Genomic DNA, 7076 nt, shown 5'->3' with positions numbered 1-7076 from the left:
TAGCAATGGCCTCCGGCAGGATCAACCGGAATGGTTGCCGAGCTCCGAAGAGCTCGGTGGGTCTCTGGCGGAAGCAACTGAATGCTATATGGTCCGTCAGTTCGACGACCCCGAGCCGCGTCGTTGGCCGGGTGTCACCGAACTGCCAGGGCTAACATCAGATTCCATCGTGTACGGCGGACCGCAGGGGTGGAATCCTCATTTCCTTCGGACCTGCACGTAAGCTTCGACCGGGCATAAACCCATCGAAGTCCTCGCGCGGTCCGAGATCGCGGGACGGATCGAACGTCCCGCGAATCGCGTCGAGTCGTTTGCTGCGTTCGGTTCGAGGCACCCCAACCACTTGAGGGCGTCGAACCGGTGCGACCTTCGGTGGGAAGACCCCCGAAGGTTCGTCCACACCCAATCCGAATGGCCTCGTACACTTAAGGGCACCGGATCGGACGTGTGTTCGTCGTCCGAAACCACGGGACGACGTCGACATCCAATCCGAGTCACCCTATACACTTAAGGACATCGGATCGGGGGCGTGTCGCGAGAGGCGGCCGAGACGTCGTATAAAGACGTCGATTCTCGCCGCCTCTCGGAGGCCCAAACCACCGGACCTCGTTCGCATTCCAACGAATGGCCGGGTTACACTTAAGGTCGTCGAACTGGGGCGGCAGCGGGGTGGGATGACGTGGCAGTCCCCGGCGACCGACGAGCGCAGCTGGCGTCGACCGGAGATGTCGCGCGGGAGGAGAACGAGCCGGTCATCCTGTGCGTCGCGCACGACGTCGCGGTGGGTGGTGCCCGCGCGGACGACGGTACGCGGTGGCCCGCAAAGAATCCCTCCATCTCGCCCGCGCACGTGAAGACGGGTAGCGCCGCTACTGGGCGACGGCAAATACGGATGAAAAGTCGTACCCGCCCCGGCTATTCATCGAGGTGTTCGATACCCTGCTTCGAGACGTTGGCTTCGGTTATCTCGTCCGGCATCCAGTCGGGTTTGTCGTCCGGCGCCGACTCGTTCCACGCCCAGCCGTCGTAGATGTGGACCTTGTCGGTGCCCTTCTCCCGGAGTCGGAGCTCCGTTCGCTCGGCGGCGTCCTCGGACGACGCCGGTTCGAGCCGACGGGCCGCCTTCAGCGCTGCCTGCCGGGGAGTGTTCCCCGAGAAGACACTACTCTCGTCGCCGTTCGATTCGCGGAGAGCGAAGTTCCGTTTACCGTCTTCACGTACCATGATTTTTCCCTCCATGCCAACCCAGCACAGGACCCATTATAAATATATCGCCGATATGAGCCATTCCCGTCGAAACTCTTATATACTGGATTCGGGGTGTCAGGCGATTTCGGGGCGATTCGCGCGTCCGCGCGACGACCGCCACCCGAAATGTATACTGTCGGCTGTAGGTAACCGAGGCGGTCCGCGACCACCCGACTCCCGAGAACCGGGGACGGGTTGATTCCGAGCCGCAGAGCACTCCCCTCGACAGTGGGGCGAGACGCGGACGTCGATCTGCCGAGAACGGGATGGGGTGGTAGAAAACACTTAAGTATAATCTGGGGCGAACGTACGTCTACAATACCGCGATGGTACGGAAAAAGAAGCTCAGCCCCAGTGGCGCGAAAGGCGAGGACGGCGAGTACCACAACGTCCACATCAACCTGCACGAGGACGAACTCGCCGTCGCCGGCATGGACATCGGCGACGAGGTGTTCGTGCGCGTCAGGGAGGACAAGATCATCATCCAGAAGGCTGACAAAGACGAGGTCGAGCACGAGTTCTGAACCGGAACGAGGGCTTTTTGCCGACGGAGTCGGGGTACACGTACGATGAACGCGTACCAGTTGGTGAAGCCGCTGCTCTTCGGCCTCCCCGCCGAGACGGCCCACGACGCGGTCCACGCGGGGATGCGAGTCGCCCAGCGGACGCCGGCCGCCCGCGCGCTCCGCGACCGGTACGTCGTCGACGACGACCGGCTCCGGGTCGACGCGTTCGGGCAGCGGTTCCCCAACCCGGTCGGCGTGGCCGCCGGGTTCGACAAGAACGCCCGGGTGCCCTCGCTACTGGCGAGCCTCGGATTCGGCCACGTCGAGGTCGGCGGCGTCACGGCCGAACCCCAGTCGGGCAACCCCCGTCCGAGGATGTTCCGCCTGCGCGAGGACGAGGCCATCGTCAACCGCATGGGGCTGAACAACAACGGCGCGGACGTCGTCGGCGAGCGCCTCGCGGCCGCGGCGCCCGACGCGCCGGTCCCGGTCGGGGTCAACCTCGCCAAGTCCGAGCACGTCAGCGCCGACGACGCCCCGGCGGACTACCGCTACACCTACGAGCGAGTCGCCGAGGGGGGCGACTTCTTCGTCGTCAACGTCTCCTGTCCCAACTCGGAGGGGTTCCGTGAGCTCCAGAACCGCGACTCGATGGCGGCCATCCTCTCGACGCTGCGGGACGCGGGCGCGAGCCCCCTCCTGGTCAAACTCTCGCCAGACCTCCCGGACCCCGCGGTCGAGGACGCGCTCGACCTGGTGACCGAACTCGGCCTCGACGGCGTCATCGCCGCCAACACCACGACCGACCGCCCCGAGGGCCTGCGGAGCCACAACCGCGCCGAGGAGGGCGGCCTCTCGGGCAAGCCCCTCGAACCGCGCGCGACCGGGATGGTCCGGTTCGCCGCCGAGCGCGTGGACGTGCCGGTCGTCGGCGTCGGCGGGGTGTTCACCGCCGAAGACGCCTACCGGAAGATACGCGCGGGCGCACGCGTGGTCCAGTTGTACACCGGCCTCGTCTACCGCGGGCCGTCCATCGCCCGCGACATCAACGAGGGCCTGCTCGACCTGCTGGAGCGCGACGGCTTCGACTCGGTCGAGGACGCCGTCGGCGCGGACCTGGACTGACCGATCGGCGTCCTCGGGTTCGTCGTCCCACGGGTCAGTGGCCGTCCCGAAACACGGCCCGGCATTTCGCGAGCCCGAACCCGAGCGCGACGACGCCGAGAAGGAGTAACCCGAGACCGAACGGCGGTCCCGCGAGCGGGGTGCAGTCGACGATACCGCCCCTGGCGGTCGTGAAGCACGTCTCCCGAGCGACCGCCAACAACACCAGTATCACACCGGTCCCGAGAAGGACGAGTCCGGCGAGGAGACGGCTGGCTCTCGCCCGCCGGCGTTCCATGGCGGTCCAGCGCTCACGGACCGCCGTCCGCTCGCGCTCGGTTCCGCGCTCCATCCCCGATAGTACGCGATATGCTACCATACGTCTTCCTGAAGAGTCCCGCCTTCGACTCGCTCGAACTATCCGCGGGCGGGAACTGCAGAAAAGGGGACCGGTCGACGCTACCACCGACACCGCATCGGGAGAGGCGGCTATTCGAGCGCGTTCAGCCGGAACTCGAACGCCGCGACCGGGAGTTCGAGGTCGTGTTCGACCAGCACCTCGGGGTGGACCTCGCCGATGACCCCGACCGGTTCGCCCTCGATGACGACCTCGGCGGCGCGGCCGTCGATGAACGTCGGGTGGTCGGTCGCGGGGGTCTCCAGGTCGACGTCGAAGTTGCGCGCGACCGCCTGGAGGCGGGCCTTCGCGTCCTCGTAGGAGGCGTCGTGGCGCGCGAGCACGCCGGCGACCGACCGGTGCTCGGCGACGCCGGTGTTCTCCTCCTCGTCGACCCGGGCCACCAGTCCGATCTCCGCGAGGTCCTGCGGGTAGGCCCGGTGGGTGTTGTTCTCCAGCACCATCAGCAGCGAGGGCAGCGCCCACGTCCGGAGCATGGTGTAGTCCTCGCTGTACGGTTCGAGGATGGTCGCGGGCTCGGCCGCGCCGAGGACGTCGCCGCGGTTCCCGCTTCCGTCGTCGCCGGGCCGGTCGAGCCCCATCCGGTCGAAGTTCTCCCCCTCGCTGATCATGTGGAAGTTCAGCAGGTCCTCGAAGCCCAGCCCGACCAGCACCTCGCGGGCGGCGTCCTCTAACTTCGACCGGTCGTGGCGACCGCCGACCGTCCCCACGTCGGGGTAGCGCGGTTCGAGGTCGTTGAAGCCGTAGGCCCGGCCCACGTCGTCGACGATGTCGAGGGGGTGGAGCACGTCGACCCGATAGGGCGGCACCTCGACGTCGTAGGCGACCTCGTCGTCGCCGACCTCGGTCGGCTCGGCGTCGAGGCCCGAGCGCTCCAGCAGGTCGATCACGCGCTCGGCGCTCAGGTCGACGCCGAGCATGCTCTCGATGCGGTCGTGCGTGACGGTCTTCTCGATGACCTCCAGGTCCGGCCGCACCAGGGTCCGGTCGGGGTACTCCACCTCGACCTCCTCGACCTTCGCGCCCCGGGCGTCGAGCGCGTAGCAGATGATGTTGCACATCCGGTCGATGGTCCACTGGTCGGTGCCCGTCAGCTCCACGAACAGGTCCCGGGAGTCGGTCGAGACCTCGGTCCGGCGGCCGTTGATGACCGGCGGGAACGAGAACAGCCCGATGTCGTCGTAGATGGCGGGGTAGCGGTCGTACTCCTCGACCAGCGGCGCGTAGGTCTCGCCGGTCGGGTGCGAGCGCAGCACCTCGGCGGGCGTCATCTCGCTGTCGGCGTCCAGCGGGACGAACCGGTCGCCGTCGGGGTCGACGCCGCGGTAGGTGATCGAGTTGCCGAGCTCGGTCTGGCCCTCCTCGGTGGCGGCCCGGCCCTTCAGCATCGTGAGGTCGTGGATGCCGATGGCGCCCTTCGCGCGCTTGCGGCCCATCGTGGCGTGGAGCTTCTCCTGGAGCTGGATGAGCGAGTCGAGCGCGTCCTCGTCCAGGTCGACGCCTCGAATCACGGCGCCGGTCACGTAGGGGCGCTCGTCGGGGACCGACTCGTCGACCTCGATGGTCCAGTCGGCGTCGTTCGTGTTGGGGACGTACACCCCGCGGTCGTCGCCGTACTGGTAGCGCAGCGAACGGGCGACCCCTTCCACGGAGAGGCGGTCGAGTCGGTCGGGCGCGAACTCGAGCTGGAGGTCGCCCTCCTCGGTCCGGCCCTCGAACTCCAGCCCGAGGCCGAACAGGTCGTCGATGAGTTCGTCGTCCGATTTCTCGTCGTGGCCGGTCAGCTCCCTGAGTTCGTCGGGGTTCACGTCGACGACTGGCATCAGTGTAGCACCTCCGTCTCCCGCAGCAGGTCGAGGTCAGCCAACGTCCCGTGGACGTCGCGGATGTCCTCGAAGCCGTACATCAGCATGAGCAGCCGCTCCAGCGCGAGCCCCCACGCCATCACGTCGCAGTCGACGCCCAGCGGGTCGAGCACCTCCTCGCGGAACATCCCGGAGTTGCCGATCTCGACCATCTCGCCGGTGGTCGGGTGGGTGCCGAACAGCTCGAAGCTGGGCTCGGTGTAGGGGTTGTAGTGGGGCTTGAACTCAATGTCGGTGATGCCGAACTGGGCGTAGAACTCCTCGAAGGTGCCCATCAGGTCCCGGACCGAGAGGTCCTCGGCCATCACCCACCCCTCGATCTGGAAGAACTCCAGCAGGTGGGTCGGGTCGAGGGTGTCGTTGCGGTACACCTTCTCGACGCTGAAGAACCGCTGGGGCGGTTCGAGCTCGCCGACCTCGCGGCCCGAGAGGTACCGCATCGACAGCGAGGTGGTGTGGCCCCGGAGGTCGATGCCCGCGGCGACCTCCTCGGTCCACGGCGAGTGGTAGCCCTCGCCGTCCTCGCCCACGCCCTCGCGGTGGGCGCCCTTCACGCGCTCGACGAGGTCGTCCGGTAGCTCGTCGATCTTGCGGGGGTTCTCCAGCGCGAACTGGTCCCAGTGGGTCCGCGCGGGGTGGTCCTGGGGCATGAACAGCGCGTCGTTGATCCAGAACTCCGCGTCGGCGTGGGGCCCCTCCATCTCCTCGAAGCCCATCCCGACCAACACGTCCTTCACCCTGTTGGCGGTCTGGCGCAGGATGTGGGTCTTGCCGCCGTCGATGCGCTCGGCGTCGGCCTCGACGTTGTACTCGGCGAACTCCACGTCCCGCCACTCGCCGGAGGTCAGCAGCTCGGGCGTGAGCTGGCCGACCGTCTCGGCGGCCTCGACGCCCTCCATCAGCGCGGTCACGCCCTCGTCGGTCAGCGTCACCGAGCGGACCGTCGACTCGGCGACTTCGACGAGCCCCCTGCGCTCCAGTTGCTCCAGCACCGCTTCGTCCAGCGCGTCGGTCGACTCGCCGGCGTCGAGCGCCGCGAGCGCGTCGGCCTCGGCGTCGCTCGCGGGATCGGCGTCCGGGTCGGCGGTGATCTCGCCGCCCTCGATGGCGCCGTACCCCTTCCGGGCGTAGTTCGACAGCGCGATGTCGACCTGCGGGCCCTCCAGGCCGGACTGGCCGATGACACGGCCCATCTCGGCGGGCTCGTCGTCGGCGCCCGCGTCGAGCGCGGCCTCGTAGAGCCGGACCTCCGGCAGGCCGTCGGCGAGGTACTCGCGGGCCTCGTCGGTCAGCGTCACCGTCTCGTCGGCCGACTCGGCGACCTCGACGAGCCCCGCCGACTCCAGCTCGAAGGCCGCGCCCGTGATCGTCTCGGGTTTCAGGTCGGTCTCCGCCGCCAACTGGTCTATCGTCTGTGCCTCGTTCGCGCTCGCGGCTTGCAGCACCGCGACCTGTGATTCGGGTAGTTTCATCGTGTCGGGTTCTCGTTGGTCGTTACGTCCCCGTGCGTCCGTTTATCGTTTCTGAAGCGCGCCGCTGGTCGGCGACCGCGCGCGAGCGGTTTCGTCCCCGCCGAGGTCCTCGCTCGGCCGAGAGTCCGCCGCCCGGTCAGGACGCGAAGAAGAAGCCGAACCCCGCTGGCCGGCGACGCGGCTGACGGACGTTACCACCGGTCTGGGGTTTGGATGGCATACCCGGCAGTTGTCCGCAATCCGTGAAAAGCGTTCCGGGGAGACCGCGCATCATCAACGAACGAGAGACGGAGCAGCGCGCCGAAGGCGCGCACCAGTTACAGTCGAAGTTGCCGTCGAGCATCAGTTCGCTGTACCGCGAGCGAACGAGCGAAGCGAGTGAGCGAGCGGCCTTTTTTGGTCCAGATTTTTTCGAGGAGGGTGCCCGCAGCGAGCGACCGAAGGGAGCGAGCGAGGACACCCG

At 67.7% G+C, this 7076-nt stretch carries 6 protein-coding genes; 2 read left to right on the top strand and 4 right to left on the bottom strand.

From position 1 onward, the window contains the following. Positions 1 to 915 precede the first annotated feature (915 nt). Positions 916 to 1224, bottom strand: a complete 309-nt coding sequence (locus ACQUQF_RS08185; protein ID WP_435177568.1) for a non-histone chromosomal MC1 family protein — start codon at positions 1222 to 1224, stop codon at positions 916 to 918. Between the two features lie 350 nt (positions 1225 to 1574). Between ACQUQF_RS08185 and ACQUQF_RS08180 the strand changes: the two genes are divergently transcribed. Both ACQUQF_RS08180 and ACQUQF_RS08175 read left to right on the top strand, forming a co-directional pair. Continuing rightward, positions 1575 to 1772 (top strand): hypothetical protein, encoded by a 198-nt coding sequence (locus tag ACQUQF_RS08180; RefSeq protein WP_115798291.1) that lies wholly within the window; start codon positions 1575 to 1577, stop codon positions 1770 to 1772. A gap of 45 nt (positions 1773 to 1817) precedes the next feature. Continuing rightward, on the top strand, positions 1818 to 2879 hold the full coding sequence (locus ACQUQF_RS08175) for a quinone-dependent dihydroorotate dehydrogenase (RefSeq protein ID WP_435177566.1): 1062 nt from the start codon (positions 1818 to 1820) through the stop codon (positions 2877 to 2879). Between the two features lie 34 nt (positions 2880 to 2913). On the opposite strand, the gene ACQUQF_RS08170 is transcribed toward ACQUQF_RS08175, so the two are convergent. From ACQUQF_RS08170 to ACQUQF_RS08160, 3 genes are all read right to left on the bottom strand, one after another. Next, positions 2914 to 3210 carry a hypothetical protein gene (locus ACQUQF_RS08170; protein ID WP_435177564.1) on the bottom strand — a complete coding sequence of 99 codons (297 nt, stop codon included), beginning with the start codon at positions 3208 to 3210 and terminating at the stop codon, positions 2914 to 2916. A 137-nt stretch (positions 3211 to 3347) separates the two neighbouring features. Then, a complete protein-coding gene (pheT, locus tag ACQUQF_RS08165) occupies positions 3348 to 5099 on the bottom strand; it encodes a phenylalanine--tRNA ligase subunit beta (RefSeq protein WP_435177562.1) in 1752 nt (583 codons plus the stop codon). Then, positions 5099 to 6613 carry a phenylalanine--tRNA ligase subunit alpha gene (locus ACQUQF_RS08160; RefSeq protein ID WP_435177560.1) on the bottom strand — a complete coding sequence of 505 codons (1515 nt, stop codon included), beginning with the start codon at positions 6611 to 6613 and terminating at the stop codon, positions 5099 to 5101. The genes pheT and ACQUQF_RS08160 overlap by 1 nt, the downstream gene beginning before the upstream one ends. Between the last annotated feature and the right edge of the window lie 463 nt (positions 6614 to 7076).

Source organism: Halorussus sp. AFM4, assembly GCF_051194995.1.
Classification (GTDB): domain Archaea; phylum Halobacteriota; class Halobacteria; order Halobacteriales; family Haladaptataceae; genus Halorussus.
The sequence above is the reverse complement of the archived record's forward strand: the minus strand, read 5'-3'. Positions and strand labels throughout refer to the sequence as shown.

Bases quoted from the DNA above. Each gene is read 5' to 3' on its own strand.
- ACQUQF_RS08185 (WP_435177568.1), bottom strand. From the start codon at position 1,224: ATGGTACGTGAAGACGGTAAACGGAACTTCGCTCTCCGCGAATCGAAC.
- ACQUQF_RS08180 (WP_115798291.1), top strand. From the start codon at position 1,575: ATGGTACGGAAAAAGAAGCTCAGCCCCAGTGGCGCGAAAGGCGAGGAC.
- ACQUQF_RS08175 (WP_435177566.1), top strand. From the start codon at position 1,818: ATGAACGCGTACCAGTTGGTGAAGCCGCTGCTCTTCGGCCTCCCCGCC.
- ACQUQF_RS08170 (WP_435177564.1), bottom strand. From the start codon at position 3,210: ATGGAGCGCGGAACCGAGCGCGAGCGGACGGCGGTCCGTGAGCGCTGG.
- pheT (WP_435177562.1), bottom strand. From the start codon at position 5,099: ATGCCAGTCGTCGACGTGAACCCCGACGAACTCAGGGAGCTGACCGGC.
- ACQUQF_RS08160 (WP_435177560.1), bottom strand. From the start codon at position 6,613: ATGAAACTACCCGAATCACAGGTCGCGGTGCTGCAAGCCGCGAGCGCG.